General features: G+C 61.7%; 17 protein-coding genes. 2 read left to right on the top strand and 15 right to left on the bottom strand.

The features are described from left to right. Both BN5935_RS08285 and BN5935_RS08280 read left to right on the top strand, forming a co-directional pair. Positions 1–1911, top strand: a complete 1911-nt coding sequence (locus BN5935_RS08285) for an LTA synthase family protein (RefSeq protein WP_064976889.1) — start codon at positions 1–3, stop codon at positions 1909–1911. Then, a complete protein-coding gene (locus BN5935_RS08280) occupies positions 1904–3289 on the top strand; it encodes a GNAT family N-acetyltransferase (protein WP_064975691.1) in 1386 nt (461 codons plus the stop codon). The genes BN5935_RS08285 and BN5935_RS08280 overlap by 8 nt, the downstream gene beginning before the upstream one ends. 11 nt (positions 3290–3300) lie before the next feature. Here BN5935_RS08280 and folD read toward each other — a convergent pair whose 3' ends face one another. The 15 genes from folD to BN5935_RS08210 all read right to left on the bottom strand — a co-directional run bounded on the left by folD (position 3301) and on the right by BN5935_RS08210 (position 19998). Then, on the bottom strand, positions 3301–4155 hold the full coding sequence (gene folD / locus BN5935_RS08275; protein WP_064975690.1) for a bifunctional methylenetetrahydrofolate dehydrogenase/methenyltetrahydrofolate cyclohydrolase FolD: 855 nt from the start codon (positions 4153–4155) through the stop codon (positions 3301–3303). Positions 4156–4165: 10 nt separating this feature from the next. Continuing rightward, the gene (gene purD, locus BN5935_RS08270; protein WP_064975689.1) at positions 4166–5413 is read right to left on the bottom strand and encodes a phosphoribosylamine--glycine ligase; all 1248 of its coding nucleotides are present in this window, start codon (positions 5411–5413) and stop codon (positions 4166–4168) included. Positions 5414–5417: 4 nt separating this feature from the next. Further along, a complete protein-coding gene (purH, locus tag BN5935_RS08265; protein ID WP_064975688.1) occupies positions 5418–6947 on the bottom strand; it encodes a bifunctional phosphoribosylaminoimidazolecarboxamide formyltransferase/IMP cyclohydrolase in 1530 nt (509 codons plus the stop codon). Next, on the bottom strand, positions 6947–7507 hold the full coding sequence (gene purN, locus BN5935_RS08260; RefSeq protein WP_064975687.1) for a phosphoribosylglycinamide formyltransferase: 561 nt from the start codon (positions 7505–7507) through the stop codon (positions 6947–6949). Before purN ends, purH begins: the two co-directional genes overlap by 1 nt. A gap of 4 nt (positions 7508–7511) precedes the next feature. Beyond that, positions 7512–8537: a phosphoribosylformylglycinamidine cyclo-ligase gene (gene purM / locus BN5935_RS08255; RefSeq protein WP_064975686.1), complete on the bottom strand. Its 1026-nt coding sequence runs from the start codon at positions 8535–8537 to the stop codon at positions 7512–7514. A 142-nt stretch (positions 8538–8679) separates the two neighbouring features. Then, positions 8680–10098, bottom strand: a complete 1419-nt coding sequence (gene purF, locus BN5935_RS08250; protein WP_064975685.1) for an amidophosphoribosyltransferase — start codon at positions 10096–10098, stop codon at positions 8680–8682. 1 nt (position 10099) lies between these two features. Continuing rightward, positions 10100–10816, bottom strand: a complete 717-nt coding sequence (gene purC / locus BN5935_RS08245; protein WP_064975684.1) for a phosphoribosylaminoimidazolesuccinocarboxamide synthase — start codon at positions 10814–10816, stop codon at positions 10100–10102. Positions 10817–11060: 244 nt separating this feature from the next. Further along, a complete protein-coding gene (locus BN5935_RS08240; RefSeq protein WP_064975683.1) occupies positions 11061–14768 on the bottom strand; it encodes a phosphoribosylformylglycinamidine synthase in 3708 nt (1235 codons plus the stop codon). A 20-nt stretch (positions 14769–14788) separates the two neighbouring features. Beyond that, on the bottom strand, positions 14789–15877 hold the full coding sequence (gene purK, locus BN5935_RS08235; RefSeq protein ID WP_064975682.1) for a 5-(carboxyamino)imidazole ribonucleotide synthase: 1089 nt from the start codon (positions 15875–15877) through the stop codon (positions 14789–14791). Then, a complete protein-coding gene (purE, locus tag BN5935_RS08230; protein ID WP_064975681.1) occupies positions 15877–16344 on the bottom strand; it encodes a 5-(carboxyamino)imidazole ribonucleotide mutase in 468 nt (155 codons plus the stop codon). Before purE ends, purK begins: the two co-directional genes overlap by 1 nt. Before the next feature lie 160 nt (positions 16345–16504). Beyond that, positions 16505–16648 (bottom strand): hypothetical protein, encoded by a 144-nt coding sequence (locus tag BN5935_RS15135; protein ID WP_157377877.1) that lies wholly within the window; start codon positions 16646–16648, stop codon positions 16505–16507. A gap of 115 nt (positions 16649–16763) precedes the next feature. After that, on the bottom strand, positions 16764–17849 hold the full coding sequence (pyrB, locus tag BN5935_RS08225) for an aspartate carbamoyltransferase (protein ID WP_064975680.1): 1086 nt from the start codon (positions 17847–17849) through the stop codon (positions 16764–16766). A 155-nt stretch (positions 17850–18004) separates the two neighbouring features. Beyond that, positions 18005–18634: an orotate phosphoribosyltransferase gene (gene pyrE / locus BN5935_RS08220; protein WP_064976888.1), complete on the bottom strand. Its 630-nt coding sequence runs from the start codon at positions 18632–18634 to the stop codon at positions 18005–18007. A gap of 8 nt (positions 18635–18642) precedes the next feature. Next, positions 18643–19737, bottom strand: a complete 1095-nt coding sequence (locus BN5935_RS08215) for a S41 family peptidase (RefSeq protein ID WP_064975679.1) — start codon at positions 19735–19737, stop codon at positions 18643–18645. Then, positions 19738–19998: a thioredoxin family protein gene (locus BN5935_RS08210; protein ID WP_064975678.1), complete on the bottom strand. Its 261-nt coding sequence runs from the start codon at positions 19996–19998 to the stop codon at positions 19738–19740. Positions 19999–20096 lie beyond the last annotated feature (98 nt).

Raw genomic sequence — 20096 nt, 5'->3', positions numbered from 1 at the left:
ATGAGGCGTCTGCTCCATACGCCGTTGGCGCTGCTCGTGTGGCGCATCGTGCTGCTTTACGCGGTGCTGATGGGTTGCCGCGTGGCGTTCTACCTCTACAACGCCGCCCAGCTCGGCCCGCTCACATGGGCCGAAGCGGGACCGCTGCTGGCCGGAGCGCTGAAATTCGACACCGCGTCGATCGTCTATGCCGACGGGGTGTTCATCCTGCTGTCGCTGCTGCCGCTACGCCTGCGCGAACGGCGCTGGTACCGCGCCATGCTGTTCGGATACTATGTCGCGGTCAACGCCCTGCTGGTCGCGGCGACGAACCTCGCCGATACGGTCTATTTCCGCTACACGCAGAAGCGTTTCACGGCCGACGAGGTTTTCTTCGCCGACAACGACAATTCGGTGCAGTTGGTCGGGAAATTCATGGCCGAAAACTGGTATCTCGTGCTGTTGTGGATCGCCCTGATCGCCCTGCTGGCATGGGGCTACCGCCACCGGACGCGGGAGAAGAGCCTCTTCAGCCGCGGATGGGCCTACTACATCGGCAACACGGCCGTCTTCGCCGTGGCCGTTGGACTGAGCATCGCCGGGATGCGCGGCGGCATGACCCGCATGACCCGCCCGATCACGCTGTCGAACGCCACGCTCTACACCGCCGACAGCGGCAAGGCCAACCTCATCCTGAGCAACCCGTTCTGCATCCTGCGCACCATCGGCAGCGCGGGGAGCGTCAAATACAAGAAATATTTCCCGCCGGAGGAGCTGCCGCAGCACTTCACGCCCGTGCACCAGCCCGCGGACAGCGCGGCCGTAGACCTCACGGGCCGCAACGTCGTGGTCTTCATCATGGAGAGCATGTCGGCCGAACACTCGGCCTACCTCTGTCCGGAGGTCTATGCCGACCGGGAGGTGAAAGGATTCACGCCTTTCCTCGACTCGCTGATGCAGAACGGACTGGTGTTCAAACAGATGTATGCCAACGGCACGCGGTCGATCCAAGCCATGCCCTCGGTGCTGGGCAGCATCCCGTCGTTCCGCACGCCCTTCGTGTTGATGCCCCAATCGCTGGGCGAGAGCCGCCAACTGCCCGCGATGCTGGCGGACAAGGGCTATGCGACGGCGTTCTTCTGCGGCTCGGAGCGCGGTTCGATGGGCTTCGGGGCCTATGCCCGTTCGGCGGGCGTCGAGCGGCTCGTAAGCCGCGAGGATTACGAAGCCCGCCACGGTACGGAGGATTTCGACGGCTACTGGGGCATCTGGGACGAACCGTTTCTGCAATTCACAGGCGAAGAGCTGGCGGCGACGCCCGAACCGTTCTTCGCCGCGCTGTTCACCCTCTCGTCGCACCATCCGTTCGTCGTGCCCGAACAGTACGCCGCGACGCTGCCCGACGGCTACACCCGGATTCACAAGGGCGTGGCCTACGACGATCAGGCATTCCGCCGCTTCTTCCACCACTTCGGCAACGAGGAGTGGTTCCGTCGCACGATCTTTGTATTCGTAGCTGACCACGTCTCGTCGGAGAAATTCGCCGAAAAGACGCGCTCGTACCCCGGCAACATGCACATCATCGGATTTATCTACACCCCCGACGGCGCCCTGCGGGGCGAGGTGCGGGAGGTTACGCAGCAACTGGACATCATGCCCACGGTGCTGGGTCTCACGGGCAACACCGAGCCCTACTTCGCCTTCGGACGCGACGTGCTGAACGAACCCCAGCGGCCCCGGTGGTCGGTGTCGTACGACGGGAAGTTCCGCGCGCTGACCGGCGAAGGCGCCGTCGTGCTCGACGATTCGGGCGCGCAGGTGCAGGAGTGCCCGGCGACGCCCGCCGCCGACAGCCTGATGCAGTCGTTCCGGGCGCTGATCCAGCAATATTACAGCCATATCGAACGCAAGAGTTACACCCCCAATGATTGAATTCAAACCCGTGCGCCTCGAAGACCGGGCGGTCATCGAGCGCTATACCATGCCGTCGGGCATCTGCAACTGCGACCTCGCCTTCGCCAACATGTACTGCTGGCAGGCGGTGTTCCACAGCGCGTGGGCCGAGATCGACGGATTCCTCGTCATCCGCTTCCAGATCGACGGCGGCGAGCGCATCGGCTACATGCAGCCCGTCGGCACGGGCGATTTGGGGGCGATTATCCCCTGCCTGCGCGAAGATGCCCACGCCCACGGGCAGCGGCTGCGGATCATCGGACTGACGGACGAGGGCCGCGAGATAATCCGTCAGGTACATCCCTGCCACTTCGCGTTCGAATCGGACCGCGCATTGGAGGATTACATCTACAATGCCGACGACCTGCGCAACCTCACCGGACGCCGTTACCAGCCCAAGCGCAACCACATCAACCGTTTCACGGCCGAATACCCCGACTACCGCTACGAGCCCCTGACGCCCGACCGTTTCGAAGCCTGCATGGCCCTCGAACGCGCGTGGAGGCGGGAGCACGAGGGGCACACTTCGGAATTGTGCGCCGAGCAGCGGGCCATGCAGCGGGCTTTCGAACACTTCGGCGAGCTGGGGCTGATCGGCGGCTGCATCTATGTCGGCGACCGGCTGGCGGCCTTCACCTACGGCTCGGCGGTCAACGACCACACGTTCGACACCCATGTCGAGAAAGCCTCGACGGAGTTCGACGGTGCCTTCACGATCATCAACAAGCTTTTCGCCCAGCATCTTCCCGAGCGTTTCACGCTTATCAACCGCGAGGAGGACCTCGGGCTGGAGGGGCTGCGGCAAGCCAAACTCTCCTACCACCCCGCTTTCCTCCAGCACAAGTTCACGGCGATCTGTCTGCATCCCGACGAGTTGGCCTGCAAGGATTTGTGGATGAAATCGTTCGGCGACGACGAGCAGTTCGCCGACTCGTTCATCATGCGTTACTATTCGCGCAGCCGGATGCTGACCGCCGAGGTCGAAGGCCGCACGGCGGCGATGCTCCACCTCGTGCCTTTCGACACGGAGCTGGGGCGCACGACCTACATTTACGCCGTGGCGACGGACCCCGCATTCCGGGGGCGCGGACTGGCGTCACGGCTGATGCGCGAGGCGATGCAGGTGATTGCAGAGCGCGGCGACGACGCGGCATTCCTCATCCCGACGCCCGGCGAGGAGTGGCTGCACGGATTCTACGGCCGTTTCGGGTTCGAAGGGAGCATACCGGCGAAATTCATCACCCCGGACAACTTCGACTTCGGAACGGGCGATGCGGCCACCGACCGGGCGATGGTCTGGCGGCGCGACCCGTCGGCCCCGCTGCCGGAAACGCTGACAGCGACCTACCGCAAATAAAAAGAACCGGATTAACTCCGGTTCTTTTTATTTAAGAAACATTCGATCGTATTCTCCATCAGGCAGCAGATCGTCATCGGCCCGACACCGCCCGGCACGGGGGTGATGACCGAGGCTTTGGGTTCGATGGCGGCGAAATCGACGTCGCCGCACAGTTTGCCCGTCTCCGGGTCACGGTTGACGCCCACGTCGATCACCACGGTACCCTCCGACACCATATCGGCCGTGACGAACTTCGGACGCCCGATGGCCACCACCAGAATCTCCGCCCCGCGCGTCACTTCGGCGAGGTTGCGCGTGCGGCTGTGGGCCATTGTCACCGTGGCGTTCGCGTCGAGCAGCAGTTTCGAAACGGGAAGTCCCACGATGTTGCTGCGGCCGATCACCACGGCGCGTTTGCCGGCGATCTCCACACCTGCGGCCCGCAGCATCTTGAGGATGCCTTTCGGCGTGCAGGGGAGCGTACAGGGCTGTTTCTGCCACAGCGCCGCGACATTCAGGGGGTGAAAGCCGTCGACATCCTTCGACTTGTCGATGGCGGCGATCACCTTGTCTTCGTCGATGTGCTTGGGCAGGGGCAGTTGGACCAGAATGCCGTCGACCTCGTCGTCGAGGTTCAGCGCCGCGATGATGTCCAGCAGTTCGGCCTCCGTGATCGACTCCGGCTTGCGGATCGTGGTGTTGCGGATGCCCACCTCGGCCGAAGCCTTGGCCTTGCCCGTCACATAGCTCACGCTGCCGGGGTCCTCGCCCACGAGAATCACCACCAGATGGGGCACACGCCCGTATTTGCCTTCGAATGTGGCCACTTCGGCCGCCATTTCGAGTTTCAGTTTCGCTGAGAGTTCTTTTCCGCTGATTATCATATCGTTCGTTTTATTTTTCAAATGCCCAATGACCGATGTCGGTGCGGTGGAACAGGTTGTCGCAGTCGATGCGGGCGACGTCGGCCAGCGCATTCTTCCGCGCCTCGGCCAGATCCCTGCCCGTACCCACGACGAACAGCACACGGCCTCCGTTGGTAAGAATCCGGTCGCCGTCGGCCTTAGTGCCCATGTGGTAAACGGCCCCCTCGACCGTATCGAGGCCCTTGATTTCGAAGCCCTTTTCGTAGTCACCCGGATAGCCTTTCGAAGCCAGCACGATGCCCAGCGCGGCAAAATCATGCCACTCCAACCGGGTGTCGCGGCCCTCGGCCACGGCGCAGAAGATGTCGACGATGTCGCTTTTCAGGCGCGGCAGCACCACCTCGGTCTCGGGATCGCCGAAACGGGCGTTGAACTCGATGACCTCGATACCCCGCGCGGTCTTCATCAGCCCGCCGTAGAGCACCCCCTCGAAAGGACACCCCTCGGCGACCATCGCGTCGGCAACGGGCTGCATGATCTTCTCCATCGCGTACCGTTCGTCCTCGGCCGTGATGAACGGCAGGGGCGAATAGGCGCCCATACCGCCCGTATTGGGACCTTTATCGCCGTCGTAGGCCCGCTTGTGGTCCTGCGCCAGCACCATCGGCCACACCTTGTTTCCCGAGACGAAGCACATGAACGAGAACTCGGGGCCCTCGAGGTAATCCTCGACGACCACCTTGCCCTCGCCGAACTTGTCGTCGAGCAGCATGTCTTTCAACGCCGCTTCGGCTTCGGCCATCGTCTGGGCGATCACAACGCCCTTACCGGCGGCCAGCCCGTCGTATTTGAGCACCGCGGGCAGCGGACGCGCCCCGACATAGGCCACGGCCTCGGCATAGTCGGTGAATGCGTGGAATCCCGCCGTCGGAATGCCGTATTTGGCCATCAGCTCCTTGGCGAACTCTTTCGACGACTCGATACGCGCCGCGGCCTTCGTGGGACCGAAAATACGCAGTCCCGCGGCCTTGAAGCAGTCGACGACTCCCGCTGCCAGCGCCACCTCGGGGCCCACGACCGTCAGTCCGATGGCGTTCTCCGCGGCGAAGTCGCGCAGGCGTTCCACCTCGGTTTCGCGGATCGCCACACATTCGGCTTGCCGGGCAATGCCCGCGTTGCCGGGTGCGCAGTAAATCTTTTCGACCTGCGCCGAGCGCGTCAGCGCATCGACAATGGCGTGTTCGCGGCCGCCGGAACCGATAACCAGTACTTTCATAGGTCTAATGTTTGAAGTGGCGTTCGCCGGTAAATACCATCGCAATGCCCTTCTCGTCGGCCATCCGGATCGAATCCTCATCGCGGACCGAACCGCCGGGCTGCACGATCGCCGTCACACCGTACCGGGCGGCCAGCGTCACGCAGTCGTCGAAGGGGAAGAAGCCGTCCGATGCCAGCACGAGACCCTCGGTGACGCCTGCGGCATGCGCCTGTTTCAGAGCGATCTCCGCCGAGCCGATGCGGTTCATCTGTCCGGCGCCGACGCCCAGCGTCCGGCCGTCCTTGACCGCCACGATAGCATTCGACTTCACATGCTTGACGATGTGCCAGCCGAAGTTCATGTCCTCCATCTGCTCCGGAGCAGGCTTCGCCTTCGTGACGCACATATCCGCCGTAACGGTCTTCGTCGCCACGTCGAGGTCCTGCACCAGCAGGCCGCCGTTGACGCTCACATACTGTTTGGGATCGACGTCGCCCTTATCCATATTGACTTCGAGCAGACGCAGGTTCTTCTTCGCCGTGAGGACTTCGAGCGCCCCCTCGTCGAATTTCGGGGCCATGATGATTTCGAGGAAGATCGGCTTCATCAGCTCGGCGGCCTCGCGGGTCACCGTGCAGTTCGTGGCCACGATGCCGCCGAAGATCGACACCTTGTCGGCCTCGTAAGCCTTGGTCCACGCCTCGACGACGTCTTTGCCCGTGGCCGCGCCGCAGGGATTCATGTGCTTGAGGCCCACGCAGAACGGCTTGTCGAACTCGCGCACGATGCACAGCGCGGCGTTGGCATCCTGAATATTGTTGTACGACAGCTCCTTGCCGTTGAGCTGCCGGGCGAACGCCAGCGAATAAGGAACCTCCTTCTCCTCGCGGTAGAACTTGGCCGACTGGTGGGGATTCTCCCCGTAACGCAGCGACTGCACGAGGTCGAACTCGAGGAACAGTTTTTCGTTCAGCCCGGCCTGCGCACGCATATAGGTAGCGATCATCGCGTCGTACTCGGCGGTATGCGTGTAGGCTTTGGCCGAGAGTTTCAGGCGCGTAGCCTTTTCGGTGTTGCCGCCGGCCTTGATCTCGGCCAGAATCTGCGCATAGTCCGCGGGGTCGCACACGACCGTCACGTCGGCCCAGTTCTTGGCCGCCGAGCGCAGCATCGAAGGACCGCCGATGTCGATATTCTCAATAGCGTCCTCCATCTTCACGCCGGGCTTCTCGATCGTCTGGCGGAACGGGTAGAGGTTCACGCAGACCATGTCGATGAACTCGATGTGGTTATCTTTCAGGGCTTTCAAATGCTCCGGATCGTCGCGGCGGGCCAGCAGTCCGCCGTGCACGTTCGGGTGCAGGGTTTTCACGCGGCCGTCGCAAATCTCGGGGAATCCCGTGACGTCGCTGATGTTGATTACCTCCACGCCGCTGTCGGCCAGCAGCTTCATCGTACCGCCCGTGGCGATCACCTCCCAGCCCAAGGCCCGCAGCCCCTTGGCAAACTCCACGACACCGGTTTTGTCGCTTACGCTTATTAATGCTCGCATTATTCGATCAGTTTTTTAATAGTTTCAATATACAACGGATACTCCACGGCATGGATCATCGACTCCAGTTCCCCGATGTCGTTGCCCTCGTAGGGAAAAGCCCGCTGGGCGATGATGCGCCCGCCGTCGAGCTCGCCGTCGACATAGTGGATCGTCACGCCGAAGACCTTGACGCCGTATTCCAGCGCCTGTTCAATGGCGTGCGCGCCCCGGAAAGCCGGCAGCAGCGACGGGTGGATGTTGATGATCCGCCCCCCGTAGGCACCCAGCAGTTCGTCGCCGATGATGCGCATATAACCCGCCAGACAGACCAGCTCCACGCCCGCGGCATCCAGCCGCGCAATGATCTCCCGTTCGTAATCGGCCTTCGAAGCATATTGCTTCGGGGCGAAGACAAACGCCTCGACCCCGTGCGCCGCGGCCCTTTCGACCACCTTCGCACCGGGTTTGTCGCAGACCATCAGCACCACTTCGGCAGCCAGTTCGCCCTGCTCGCAGGCCCGGACGATGGCTTCGAAATTGGTGCCGCTGCCGCTGGCGAAAACCGCAAGGCGCCGCATCCGTCTATCGGATGACGACACCTTCGGTGTCGGTTACACGTCCGATGACCGTAGCCCGCTCGCCCTGCTCCGTGAGGATGCCGATGGCTTTCTGCGCCTCGGCGGCATCGAGGGCGATGACCATGCCGATGCCCATGTTGAAGATGTTGAACATCTCGCGGTGGGCCACCTGACCGTACTTCTCGAGGAAGCGGAACACGGGAAGAATCTCCCACGAGCCTTCCTCGATCTCGAGGCCCTGACCGTCGTGCAGGATGCGGGGAATGTTCTCGTCGAAACCGCCGCCCGTGATGTGGCAGATACCGTGCACGTCGCAGTTGCGAACCACCTCCAGCACCTGTTTGACGTAAATCTTCGTCGGGGTGAGCAGCACCTCGCCCAACTGTTTGTTCGACAACTCGGGATAGGATTCGCGCAGGTTCAGGCAGTTGTCCGCAACGATCTTGCGCACGAGGCTGAAGCCGTTGGAGTGTACGCCGCTCGAGGCTACGCCCACGAGCACGTCGCCCACCCTGACCTTCGAACCGTCGATGAGTTTCGATTTCTCGACGACGCCCACCGTGAATCCGGCGATGTCGTATTCGCCCTCGTCATACATGCCCGGCATCTCGGCGGTCTCGCCGCCCACCAGCGCACAGCCCGCCTGACGGCAGCCCTCGGCGACGCCGGCGACGATGGCTTCGATCTTCTGGGGTTCGCTGCGGCCCTGCGCCAGATAGTCGAGGAACACCAGCGGTTCGGCGCCCTGCGCCAGTACGTCGTTGACGCACATAGCCACGGCGTCGATGCCGATCGTGTCGTGCTTGTCCATCTCGAAGGCCAGCTTGAGCTTGGTGCCCACGCCGTCGGTGCCGCTTACGAGCACCGGCTCCTTCACGTTCAGGGCCGAGAGGTCGAACATCCCGCCGAAAGCGCCGATGTTGCCCATCACGCCCGGACGCGAGGTCGAAGCCACATGCTTTTTGATGCGCCGCACCACTTCATACCCGGCTTCGAGATTCACGCCGGCCTTTTCATAACTTTGAGCCATAAAACAATACTATTTGATTAAATTTCATGCTCCGGGAATGCTGTCGAACCTACTATTCACGGCGTCCCGCCGTGTTTACAAGTCCGACCCCACCCCAAACCCCTCCCTCGGGAGGGGCTTATCGCGTTGCGAACGGAATGTCTTAACATTTTACATCTTTGTTGGCCTCGTCAGGCGACTGGTACAGCGCCGTGGGGTAATGTCCCGTGAAACAAGCCATACAAAGCTCCTTGCGGTTGCCTGCCTCCAGCAGCGACGCGGGCGAGAGGAACACCAGCGAATCGGCGCCGATCTCCTCGCAGACACCCGCCGTGTCCTTGCGGGCCGAGATCAGCTCCTCGCGCGTCGAGGTGTCGACGCCGTAGAAGCAGGGGTCGATCATCGGGGGGCTGGCGATGCGCACATGCACCTCGGTGGCTCCCGCCTCCTTGAGCATCGTGACGATGCGCCGCGAGGTGGTGCCGCGCACGATCGAGTCGTCGACCAGCACCACGCGCTTGCCCTTGACGATCGAGCGCACGGCCGAGAGTTTCATCCGCACGCCTTTCTCGCGCAGTTCCTGCGAGGGCTGGATGAATGTCCGGCCGATATATTTGTTCTTGATCAGACCCATTTCATAGGGCAGACCACTCGCCTCGGCATAGCCCATCGCGGCGCTGAGGCTCGAGTCGGGCACGCCGACCACGATGTCCGCCTCGGCGGGCGCCTCCTTGTAGAGCAGGCGTCCCGACTCCTTGCGGTAGGCATGGACGTTGCAGCCCTCGATGTCGCTGTCCGGACGCGCAAAATAGATATACTCCATCGAGCACATCTCGTGACGCTTGTACATCGAATAGTCGCGGCTGCGGACGCCCTGCTTGTCGATCGTCACGATCTCGCCCGGCTCCACGTCGCGCACGAACTCCGCGCCCAGCACGTCGAAAGCGCAGGTCTCGCTCGAGACTACCCAGCCGTCGCCCAGCCTGCCGATCGACAGCGGACGCAGGCCGTACTTGTCGCGGCAGGCGTAGATGCGGTTGGCCGTCATGATGAGGAACGCAAAAGCCCCTTCGAGCATATTCAGCGCGTCGATGATCGAGAAGATGCGCGGCCGGTCGTGGTAGCGCGTCTCCTTTTTGATCAGGTGGGCCAGAATTTCGCTGTCGGAGGTCGACTGGAACAGGCTTCCCTTGTTCTCGAGGTGGCGGCGCAGCAGTTCCGAATTGACGATATTGCCGTTGTGCGCCAGCGCGAAATCACCCGTGTTGTGGCGGAAAAGAAACGGCTGGACGTTCTCCATGCCGCCGCCTCCGGCCGTGGTGTAGCGAACGTGGCCGATGGCCGTCGCGCCCTTGAGGGTTGCGAGTTTCTCCTCGTTGAAAACCTCGGTCACCAGTCCCCCGCCCTTGATGCGGTAGAAAGCGCCGTTCTCATCCACCGAGACGATGCCGGCCCCCTCCTGCCCGCGGTGCTGCAGGGCGTGAAGGCCGTAGTAGGTCAGCGACGCGGCGTTGGGCACCCCGTAGATGCCGAACACCCCGCACTCCTCGTGCAATTCGCGGTCGCGGATCACTTCCATCATCTTAAGCCGTGATTTTTTTCAGACGTGCCAGAATCTCCTCGTAAGCCTCGCGGACCTTACCCAGATCGCGGCGGAAACGGTCTTTGTCGAGTTTCTCGTTGGTCGTGGCGTCCCACAGGCGGCAGGTGTCGGGCGACACCTCGTCGGCCAGCACGATCTCGCCGTCGAGCGTCTTGCCGAACTCGATCTTGAAGTCCACCAGCTTGATGTTCATCTTCAGGAACAGCTCCTTCAGCACCTCGTTGATCTTGGCCGTCATAGCGTACATCTCGTTCAGCTCCTCGTAGGTGGCGGCGCCGAGCGCTACGGCGTGGTGGTCGTTGATCAGCGGGTCACCCAGCTCATCCTTCTTGTAGCAGATGTCGAAAATGACGTTCGAAGGCTGCGTTCCCTCCTCGATGCCGAGGCGCTGGGCCATCGAACCGGCGATGACGTTGCGCACGATCACCTCCAGCGGAATGATCTCGACACGGCGGCAGATCTGGTCGCGGTCGTTGATCGTCTCGACATAGTGGGTCTTGACGCCCGCCTTCTGGAGCTCCTTGAAAATAATCGTCGAAATGGCATTGTTCAGCACGCCCTTTCCTTCGATCGTGGCCTTCTTGATGTTGTTGAAAGCCGTTGCCGCATCCTTGTAGTGGATGATGATCTTATCGGGATCGTCGGTGCGGAAAACCTGTTTTGCCTTGCCCTCGTAGAGCATTTCGAGCTGTTTCATGGTGTACAAGATTTTAAGTTTATTTGTTTGTTGTAACATTTCTCTCTAACGACCGTCACGCATTCGCGGCGGGACGCCGCGTTTACAAGTCTGACCCCGGCTAAGAGCCGGGCTTTGAGGGCGATGCCCGGATATTAAGTTCAGTCCCATTTCTGCGCTCTCACCTCCTAATAAGCCGTTTTTTAAACGGCCCTCGGGAGGGGTTTGTCGCAGCGCGGCCGGATTACGGACGGATACTACGCCATCACTTTTTCCGGAAATAAGCGACGGCGTTCGAGAACAGCGACTGCTCTTTCTCGCCGGCGATGTTCTTGAACAGGTTCGTTTCGTAACGCTCCGTGTGGCCCATCTTGCCCAGAATCTGTCCGTTGCGCGAGACGAGGCCCTCGATGGCGTACTGCGAACCGTTGGGATTGAACGGCGCCTCGGCCGTCGGGTTGCCCGCAGCGTCGGCATACTGGAAAGCCACCTGCCCGTTGGCGAAAAGCTCTTTGGCCAGCTCCTCGCTCACCACGAACTTGCCCTCGCCGTGGCTGACGGCGATCGAGTGCAGGTCGCCCAGCCGGAAGCCCGCGAGCCACGGCGAAGCGGTCGTGGCGACGCGCGTCGTGACGATCTGCGAGATGTGGCGGTTGATGTCGTTGCGGAACAGCGTCGGCGAATCCTTGGTCACCATGCCCAGACGTCCGTAGGGCAGCAGACCCGATTTCACCAGCGCCTGAAAACCGTTGCAGATGCCCAGAATCAGCCCCCCGCGGTCGATCAGCGCGTGGATTTCCTCACGAATATCCTTGTTGTTCAGTACGTTCACGATAAATTTCGCACTTCCGTCGGGTTCGTCGCCCGACGAGAAACCGCCGCTCAGCACGAAAATATGCGCCCGGCGGATATGCTCCTTCATCGCGGCGATCGAGCGCAGGATGTCGTCGCCGGCGATGTTGCACAGCACGCTCATCTCGACCTCGGCGCCCGCTTTGCGGAACGCCTTGGCGGTGTCGTAGTCGCAGTTCGTGCCGGGGAACACCGGGATATAGACCAGCGGATGCTCCACCGCCTCGCCCGGATAGGCGAACGTCTTCGGAGCGGGTGCGGAGGTCATCACCGTCGCGGTGTTCCGGCCCTTGTCCGGATAGACCGCCGCGAATTTCTCCGTATTGGCCTTGTAAAGTTTCTCGAGCGGCATCTTCACGCCGTTGACCGTCAGCACCTCGTCGGCGACGGTGAAGCCCAGCAGTTCGGCATGGGGATATTCCAACGTACCCTCGCATTCGACGAGGATCGAACCGTAGCTGTATGCGTAGAGTTTCGCCTCGTCCATCGTCACCTCGGCGCCGATACCGTTGCCGAAAGCCATCTTAGCCAATCCCTCGGCCACGCCGCCGAAACCGACGGACCACGCCGAGAGAATCTTTCCGGCCTCGATCTGCGAGCTGACGAACGTAAAGTTCTCCTTCAACTGCGCCGTGTCGGGCATCCGGCACTCCAGCGGCGTGTGGCGGATGAGGTAGATGCGGTGTCCGGCCCCTTTAAGGTCGGTCGAGATGACCGTCCGCGCATCGACCGTCGTGATGCCGAAAGCCATCAGCATCGGCGGCACGTTGATCTGCTGGAAAGTTCCCGACATCGAATCCTTGCCGCCGATCGAGGGCAGTCCCAGTTCGACCTGCATCTTCAGGGCGCCCAGCAGCGCGCTGAGGGGCTTGCCCCACGATTCGGGATTCTTGGTCATACGCTCGAAATACTCCTGATAGGAATAGCGCATTTTATCATATCGTGCGCCCGCCGCCACGACCTTCGCCGCGGCCTCCACGACAGCGTAAGCCGCACCGTGGTAGGGGCTCCACGAAGCCACATAGGGGTTGTAGCCGAAGGCCATGACGCTGGCCGTGTCGGTATAGCCGTCGGTCGGGAGCTTCTGCACCGAGACCTGCGTCTCGCTGCGCTGCATGCGGCCGCCGAAAGGCATCAGCACCGTGGAACGGCCGATCGTCGAGTCGAACATCTCGATCAGTCCCCGCTGCGAAACGACGTTATTGTCTTTCAAATTATTCACAAACCGCTCGGCAAGGCTCTCCCCCGCCACTTCGCGGACGAAAGGATCGCGGTTCTCGACCTCGCCGATCTTCGCCTCGGCATAGTGTTTGGCACCGGCGCTGTCGATGAATTCGCGGCTGAGGTCCACGACCTTGCGGTCGCCGTTGAACATCCGCATCCGCGCCGTGTCGGTCACGTCGGCCACATGCACGGCCTCGATATTCTCTTCGCGGCAGTAGCCCATGAACTCCTCCATGTCCTTCGCCTCGATGACCACCGACATGCGCTCCTGCGACTCGCTGATAGCCAGCTCCGTGGAGTTCAGGCCGCTGTATTTGGTCTTCACACGGTCGAGGTAGATGTCCAGTCCGTCGGCCAGCTCGCCGATGGCGACACTGACGCCGCCGGCGCCGAAGTCGTTCGACTTCTTGACCAGACGCGTCACCTCGGGACGGCGGAACAGCCTTTCGAGCTTGCGCTCCTCGGGGGCGTTGCCCTTCTGCACCTCGCTGCCGCACGTTTCGAGCGATTTCACGTTGTGCTCCTTCGACGAGCCCGTGGCTCCGCCGATGCCGTCGCGGCCCGTGCGGCCGCCGAACATGATGATCCTGTCGCCGGGGGCGGGACGCTCGCGGCGGACGTTCGCGGCCTTCACGGCGCCCACCACGGCACCCACCTCGAGGCGCTTGGCGACATAGTCGTCGTGGTAAATCTCCCGCACATGGGTCGTGGCCAGACCGATCTGGTTGCCGTAGCTCGAATAACCGGCCGCGGCCTTCTTCGAAATGACGCTCTGCGGCAGTTTGCCCGGGAGGGTCTCGGAAACCGGCAGGTAGATGTTCCCGGCACCCGTCACGCGCATCGCCTGATAGACGTAGCTGCGGCCCGACAGCGGGTCGCGGATGGCGCCGCCCAGACAGGTCGAAGCCCCGCCGAAGGGTTCGATCTCCGTGGGGTGGTTATGGGTTTCATTCTTGAATTGCAGGAGCCACTTCTCGGTCTGTCCGTCGACATCGACGTCGATATAGACCGAGCAGGCGTTGTTCTCCTCCGAGACCTCCATGTCGTCCAGCATCCCCTTCTGCTTGAGGTAGCGGGCGCCGATCGTCGCCATGTCCATCAGGCAGAGACTCTTGTGTTCGCGCCCCAGTTCGCGGCGGATGCGCAGGTACAGGGCCAGCGAGTCCTCGATCTCCTCCTTGGCGAACGACTCCTCGACGGTGATGCCCTCCAGTTCGGTCGTGAAGGTCGTGTGGCGGCAGTGGTCGCTCCAATAGGTATCGAGGATGCGCAGTTCGGTTTCATAGGGGTCGCGTCCCTCGGCGCGGAAGTATTTCACCACCTCACGCAGGTCGTCGTCGTTCATCGCCAGCCCCATCCGCTTGCAGTAGGGCTCCAGCTCCGCATCCGTCATCTCCCGGAAGCCCTCCAGCACCTCGACGGGCTTCACCTCGGCCTGCTCCATGTCGCTCAGCACCGCGAGGTTCTTCTCGCGCGACTCCACGGCGTTGATATAGTAGTGACGAATCTTTTCCAGCTCGGCATCGGTCACCCGATCGTCGAACAGCAGCAGCTTCGACGAGCGGATGTTGACCTGAGCTTCAGGGTCGATCAGCCGCACGCAGTCGACGGCCGACGCGGCACGCTGGTCGAACTGCCCGGGCAGGAACTCCACGGCGATGTATTTGCGGCCCGTGAGATCACACTCATCGGTCACGGAGTCGGTCACCACCTCGCCGAAGACCGTATAGCGGCTCTTCTCCAGCAGTTCCCCGCTGAAGCCGAACAGGTCGTAGACGCAGAGCAGGCGCACTTCGCCCAGTTCGAGGTTCAGGTTGGCATTCAGCTCCCGGCGCAGGCTCTCGGCCTCGACCCGGAAGCGGGGTAATTTCTCGACAAAAATGCGGTAATTCTTCATTATCTTGTTTATTCCTTATTTTACACAAATCTTGCGGCCCACTCCTGCTCATACTCCCCGGGCGTCATCCCCACGAAAGTGATGTGACCCATCTTGCGCTTGGGACGGCTCTCCGTCTTGCCGTAAAGGTGGACGTAAACACCGTCGCGGTTCTCCTCAGCCACCTTTTCGGCCGCTTCGAGATCCTGCCCCAGAATGTTTTTCATCACCGTGGGCGCCACCAGCCGCGGCTCCTCGAGGGGTTCCCCGACCAGATAACGCACCAGCTCGCGGAACTGGTTCGTGGTCGAACCCTCGATGGTGTAGTGTCCCGAGTTGTGGGGACGCGGAGCCATCTCGTTGAAATAGAACGCATCGCCCTTGATGAAATACTCGATGGCCAGGATGCCCCGGTAGCCGCAGTCGCGCATGAAGCGTTCGCTCTCGGCCTTCATCTGCGCCAGCACCTGCGGATCGGCCTCCGAAGGGACGAGGCAGAGGTCCAAAATCCCGTCGCGGTGGACGTTGCGTCCCACGGGGAAGCTCACGACCCGTTCTCCGTCGGCGACCATCACGATGCTGGCCTCGGAATCGAAACGCACGAACTCCTCCAGTATGCAGGGCACCGCCAGCAGCGGCAGGGCCCGCTCGATGTCGGCCTCGGTTTTCAGCACCAACTGGCCGTGACCGTCATAACCCAGCGTGCGGGTCTTCAGCACGGCGGGGAGTCCCAGCTCCTTCACGGCGGCTCGCAGCGACGCTTCGTCGTCCACGGCGGCGAAGCCGGGCGTGCGAAGCCCGTGGTCGCGGGCGTTGGTCTTCTCGCGCAGGCGGTCCTGCGAATCGTAGAGGGGTTTATACCCCTGCGGGATGTTGTATTTTTCGCACAGCGGGATCAGAATCTCCCCCGGCACGTTCTCGAATTCATAGGTCACCACGTCGCTGCGGCGGCACAGCTCCTCGAGCGCCGCGGCATCGTCGTAGGCCGCAACGATGTGGTCGTCGCAGACCCGGAACGCCGGGGCATCCGGCGCCGGGTCGAGGCATACGGCCTTCACCCCCAGCACATGCGCCTGCTCGGCGATCATCAGCCCCAACTGGCCTCCGCCTATGATACCGATGGTCTTCATTACAGTTCGGCTTTGAGTACGTCGGCAGTCTGTTTGGCGCGGAAAGCGTCGAGTTTCGCGGCCAAGTCGGCATCCTGCAGGGCGAGGATCGACACGGCGATCAGCGCGGCGTTCTTGGCTCCGTTGATGGCCGTCGTGGCCACGGGAACGCCCGCGGGCATCTGCACGATCGACAGCAGCGAATCCAGTCCGTTCAGGGCCCGCGACTTCACGGGAACGCCCACCACGGGCAGCGGGGTCATCGAAGCCACCATGCCCGGCAGATGCGCGGCGCCGCCTGCCCCGGCGATAATCACGCCGATGCCGCGTTCGCGGGCCGTCTTGGCGTATTCGCACAGCAGGTCGGGCGTGCGGTGAGCGCTGACCACCCGTTTCTCGAAATCCACGCCGAACGCTTCGAGCATCGAAACCGCCTCGGACATCACTTCGTAATCGCTCACAGAGCCCATAATCACGCCTACTTTCATATGAATTCGTTTTATATTATCATTCCAAAATCCGCTTCCTAAACGGGCGGGAGCGGAAACCCGGCCCGAAAACCCGACAACCGGCCACCGCATCCTAAAACCCGTCTCTTAGACGGGAAAGAGAGACCGCCACAGCATTCCTGCCGTGGCGGTCTGGTATCTATCCGAGCATTCCACGAGCAGGCATCTGCTGCATCGGGGAGTGTGCGGGCTGCATTTGCCGACACGCCGACGAATAGAAGGCAGCGGCCTGCCCCTGCCGTTTCTTTCGTTCGCGCTGGTCGATATTGCTAATGGGAATCATCGGAATTAACCTAACTGTCGTTAAAACAACGTCACAAAAGTAGCGTTTTTCGGCAGACTTTCAAAATTCCCGGGCATATTCTATCGACAATTTATCGACATTCACCGTAACGCCCCTACCGGGCCTTCGCCTCGCAGTAGGCGCAGCGGCACGCCCCGTCGTCCGCACGGCGGAAGAGCTGGTCGACATCCTCCGTGGCCGAGATGCAGCGGCGGTTCGGACACTCCAGTTCGTTGACGAGGTATTCCTCGCCGAAAACCGGGGTCCGGTCGAAGGGCTTGTTCTCGTCGGCCCAGCGCAGCAGCGTATAGATCAGCGCCATGCGCACGAACTTGCCGTTCTCGACCTGCCGGAAGTAAGCCGCACGGGGGTCGTTGTCCACCGCCCGCGTGATCTCGTTGACGCGCGGCAGCGGGTGAAGGATAATCATATCCTGCTTGGCGGTGGCGAGCTTCTCGGGGTTGAGCACGAAGCTGTTCTTCACGCGGTCGAACTCCTCCTCGTCGAGGAAGCGCTCCTTCTGCACGCGCGTCATGTAGAGGATGTCCAGTTCGGGCATCACCTCCTCCATCGTGCGCACCTCGCGGAACTCGAGTTTCGAATTGGCGCTCATCTCGTGCAGCATGTAGTCCGGAAGGCGCAGCTCCTCGGGCGAAATGAGGATCACCTTGATCCCCGAATAGCGCGACAGGGCCTTGATGAGCGAGTGGACCGTGCGGCCGAATTTCAGGTCGCCGCAGAAGCCGATGGTCATGTTGTCGAAACGCCCCTTCTCGCGCTTGATCGTCAGCAGGTCCGTGAGGGTCTGCGTCGGATGCGAGTGGCTGCCGTCGCCGGCGTTGATGACCGGGACGCCCGCATACTGCGAAGCCACGAGCGGCGCACCCTCCTTGAAGTGGCGCATGGCGATGATGTCTGCGAAGCAGCGGATTACGCGCACGGTGTCTGCCACCGTCTCGCCCTTGGATACCGACGAGGAGTTGGCGTCGGAGAAGCCGATGACCTGCCCGCCCAGTTCGAGCATCGCCGAGGTGAAGCTCAGCCGCGTGCGGGTCGAGGGCTCGTAGAACAGCGTGGCCAGCTTCTTGCCCTTGCACGATTCGCTGTACTTGGCGCGGTTGGCGATGATGTCCTCCGCCAGCGCCACGATCTGCTCGGTCTCCCGGACCGTGAGGTCGGTCGGATCAATTAAATGTCGCATAGGTTTTCATTCTAAAGTTTCGGATTTTCACCTGATTCTGATTTTAGGGGAGCGGATTTTGGCCTGCCCGACGGTCGGCACGGACGGGCTGTACATGAGGTACCGCCCATTCGGGACGAGCGAGGAAGGACAAAAGGCGCCCGCTAAAATCGGAATTATTTCATCCAACTCTCGTCCGACGGATTGTTGCGGAATGCAATCAGCCGCGCCTTGTCCTCGGGCTTGATATATCCCTCCTCGGCGGCAACCTCCACAAGCGCGTCGAGGTTCGAAAGGCTGTAATTCGTGACATTTGCTTCCTTCATGCGGTCGAGGCCCTTCTTCATCCCGTAGGTGAAGATCGAAGCCACACCCAGCACCTCGGCGCCCGCTTCGCGCAGGGCATTCACCACCTCGATGCACGAACCGCCCGTCGAGATGAGGTCCTCGATCACGACGACCTTCTGGCCCTTTTCCAGCTTGCCTTCGATCTGGTTGCCGCGGCCGTGGTCCTTCGAACCCGAGCGCACATAACCCATCGGCAGGTCGAGGATCGTGGCCGTGATGGCCGCATGGGCGATGCCGGCCGTCGAGGTGCCCATCAGCACCTCGGCTTCGGGGAATTTCGTGCGGACGATCTCGGCCAAACCCGCCTCGACGTGGCCGCGGACGACGGGAGCCGTGAGCGTCAGCCGGTTATCGCAATAAATCGGGCTTTTGATACCGCTCGCCCATGTAAAAGGCTGTTCGGGGCGCAGGAACACCGCGCCGATCGACAGCAAATCCTTAGCAATTGATTTCTCCATCATATCGTTTAGTTTTCAGTTTTCAAATCATCAGCAACCCAACGCACCCATGTATCGACATTGTCGGTCAGGATTTCGGGTAAGGGCAGCGGAATGCGCACATCGGGCGCAATACCCGCGGAGTCGATCCCGCGGCCTTCCGAAACCCGGCAGGAACGGGTCGTGGGGAGCATCATCCACCGGGTCGAATCCTGCGGAAAATAAAGTATTTCGCAGTTCGAAAAATCGAGGCACCCGAGCGTATTATCCTGCCCGTAAACGGTCGTCCGGCGGCTGCTGGCCCTGACTTCGAGCACCAACTGTTCACCCGAGGAGCCGACTTTTCCATCGATCAGCAACCCCGCCCGGCGAGGCCGCGGCGAGACGGAATCGTAACGGATACGGTAGGTTTTCGGTCCGTCCGTTAGGAACTCCCCTGCCGGAGTGCGTTCCATCCGTGCGATCTTCGCGCGTCCCCGCTCCGTATCGCCGGCAAACTCCCCCACATGGGCGACGGCCAGTTCCGAAACGCGGTACTCCATGGCATCCTCCACCCCTTCGTGGTCGTAGAGCAGTTTGAGCAGCGGTTCATAGGCACTGTCGCTCCCGCCGCCGTTGCCGCGGATGTCGAGGATCAGATTTTCACATCCCGAGGCCAGATAAGCCCGCACGGCAGTCCGCACCCAAGCGGCCTGTTCTTCATTCAGGTCGCACGACGGGAAACGGATCAGATACGTTTCGCCGTCCACCCGGCAATGGGTGAACTGCGGGTCATAACGCTCCATCCGTGCCGCGTAATCCGAAGGTCGGCGGACCGATTTGGGCCGGTAAGTCCTTACGCCCTCCGTTCCGAGGTGCGAATCGTCGAACCAGCCGAGATACTCGGCAACGGCGTCATAGGTGTCGCGCCCCGAGGCGATCCCGCTCCGCAGCCGCTCTTTCAGCGCCGCGTATTCCGCCCCGCGGTTCGCGGTCTTGTCCGGATAGCCCGCATAGGCGCGCTCCACCGCGTCGACGGCGAAGTCGAAGTCGGACACGGCGTCTCCCGCAGGGGTTTGCGCCCCGGCAGGCAACAGGCTAACGGCACCGAACGCCATCAGCAGGATGCGCAGCAAAATCGTCATCTATTCCAGCGCCGAGCGTAAAATCTTCTCTACCTCGTCGGGATAGATACCTCCCTCGTGGACCTTCACCCCGTCGACGTAGAACGTCGGCACATAGTAGTAGTCGAACGTGTCGGCCACCTCGGGCTCCTCCGACTCCTCGATCATCTCGATCCCGACAGCGGCCAGCTCCGGATGGGCGGCCTTCGCCTCCTCGATGTAGCGCAGCGCCTTCTTGCAGAAGGGGCACGATTTCAGGTAGAAAAGTTTTACCGGTTTCATAAGCTATACAGTTTAAAGTAATTCGATAAATTGTCTTTTTACAAGGCCTGCAAGGAGCCGGACGCGGAGTTTACAGCGGTAAATGAGCAGTCCGGCGA

The sequence above is a fragment of the Alistipes provencensis genome (assembly GCF_900083545.1).
GTDB classification, from domain to species: domain Bacteria; phylum Bacteroidota; class Bacteroidia; order Bacteroidales; family Rikenellaceae; genus Alistipes; species Alistipes provencensis.
This window is presented reverse-complemented; position numbering and strand designations above follow the sequence as displayed.

Bases quoted from the DNA above. Each gene is read 5' to 3' on its own strand.
- pyrE (WP_064976888.1), bottom strand. From the start codon at position 18,634: ATGGAGAAATCAATTGCTAAGGATTTGCTGTCGATCGGCGCGGTGTTC.
- purN (WP_064975687.1), bottom strand. From the start codon at position 7,507: ATGCGGCGCCTTGCGGTTTTCGCCAGCGGCAGCGGCACCAATTTCGAA.
- BN5935_RS15135 (WP_157377877.1), bottom strand. From the start codon at position 16,648: ATGATTCCCATTAGCAATATCGACCAGCGCGAACGAAAGAAACGGCAG.
- BN5935_RS08280 (WP_064975691.1), top strand. From the start codon at position 1,904: ATGATTGAATTCAAACCCGTGCGCCTCGAAGACCGGGCGGTCATCGAG.
- purE (WP_064975681.1), bottom strand. From the start codon at position 16,344: ATGAAAGTAGGCGTGATTATGGGCTCTGTGAGCGATTACGAAGTGATG.
- purH (WP_064975688.1), bottom strand. From the start codon at position 6,947: ATGCGAGCATTAATAAGCGTAAGCGACAAAACCGGTGTCGTGGAGTTT.
- purM (WP_064975686.1), bottom strand. From the start codon at position 8,537: ATGGCTCAAAGTTATGAAAAGGCCGGCGTGAATCTCGAAGCCGGGTAT.
- purK (WP_064975682.1), bottom strand. From the start codon at position 15,877: ATGAAGACCATCGGTATCATAGGCGGAGGCCAGTTGGGGCTGATGATC.
- BN5935_RS08215 (WP_064975679.1), bottom strand. From the start codon at position 19,737: ATGACGATTTTGCTGCGCATCCTGCTGATGGCGTTCGGTGCCGTTAGC.
- BN5935_RS08285 (WP_064976889.1), top strand. From the start codon at position 1: ATGAGGCGTCTGCTCCATACGCCGTTGGCGCTGCTCGTGTGGCGCATC.
- purC (WP_064975684.1), bottom strand. From the start codon at position 10,816: ATGAAACAGCTCGAAATGCTCTACGAGGGCAAGGCAAAACAGGTTTTC.
- pyrB (WP_064975680.1), bottom strand. From the start codon at position 17,849: ATGCGACATTTAATTGATCCGACCGACCTCACGGTCCGGGAGACCGAG.
- purD (WP_064975689.1), bottom strand. From the start codon at position 5,413: ATGAAAGTACTGGTTATCGGTTCCGGCGGCCGCGAACACGCCATTGTC.
- BN5935_RS08240 (WP_064975683.1), bottom strand. From the start codon at position 14,768: ATGAAGAATTACCGCATTTTTGTCGAGAAATTACCCCGCTTCCGGGTC.
- folD (WP_064975690.1), bottom strand. From the start codon at position 4,155: ATGATAATCAGCGGAAAAGAACTCTCAGCGAAACTGAAACTCGAAATG.
- purF (WP_064975685.1), bottom strand. From the start codon at position 10,098: ATGATGGAAGTGATCCGCGACCGCGAATTGCACGAGGAGTGCGGGGTG.
- BN5935_RS08210 (WP_064975678.1), bottom strand. From the start codon at position 19,998: ATGAAACCGGTAAAACTTTTCTACCTGAAATCGTGCCCCTTCTGCAAG.